A 672-nucleotide genomic window follows, 5' to 3' on the forward strand; every position below is an offset into this window, starting at 1 on the left:
ATGGTGCCGACCTGGGCAACCTCTTCCGAGGTCTTGATCTTCTTGGCGTTCTTGATCAGCGTCGCGACGACGTCGGCGACGGCGAGATCGATGCCGCGCTTGAGGTCCATCGGGTTCATGCCGGCGGCAACCGCCTTGTGGCCTTCCTGGACGATCGACTGTGCCAGAACGGTCGCGGTCGTGGTGCCGTCGCCGGCGATGTCGTTGGTCTTCGAAGCAACTTCGCGGACCATCTGCGCGCCCATGTTTTCGAACTTGTCCTCAAGCTCGATTTCCTTGGCGACGGTGACGCCGTCCTTGGTGATGCGCGGTGCGCCGAACGACTTGTCGATGACGACGTTGCGGCCCTTGGGGCCGAGCGTGACCTTCACCGCGTCGGCGAGGATGTTGACGCCGCGCAGCATGCGCTCACGAGCGTCGCGGGAGAATTTTACGTCTTTGGCAGCCATTTTTAGCTCCTGGCAGGGGCTTGGATTGAGCCCGAAGATTTAGATGAGGGTGAGGCCGATATTCAGCCGATGATGCCCATAATGTCGGATTCCTTCATGATCAGAAGGTCTTCGCCATTGAGCTTGACTTCGGTGCCCGACCACTTGCCGAACAGGATGCGGTCGCCGGCCTTGACGTCCAGCGGGACGAGCTTGCCGGCTTCGTCGCGGGCGCCGGAACCGA

2 protein-coding genes are annotated in these 672 nt (G+C 61.5%); both read right to left on the minus strand.

All coding sequences use genetic code 11. From position 1 onward, the window contains the following. Window positions 1-449: TCP-1/cpn60 chaperonin family protein (locus tag AC0L2X_RS32460; protein ID WP_281033133.1), on the minus strand; the 449-nt coding region annotated here is incomplete at its 3' end. Between the two features lie 62 nt (window positions 450-511). Further along, a partial coding sequence (locus tag AC0L2X_RS32465; protein ID WP_192363281.1) for a co-chaperone GroES occupies window positions 512-672 on the minus strand: 161 nt, incomplete at its 5' end.

The organism is Mesorhizobium sp. WSM4828 (assembly GCF_055811175.1).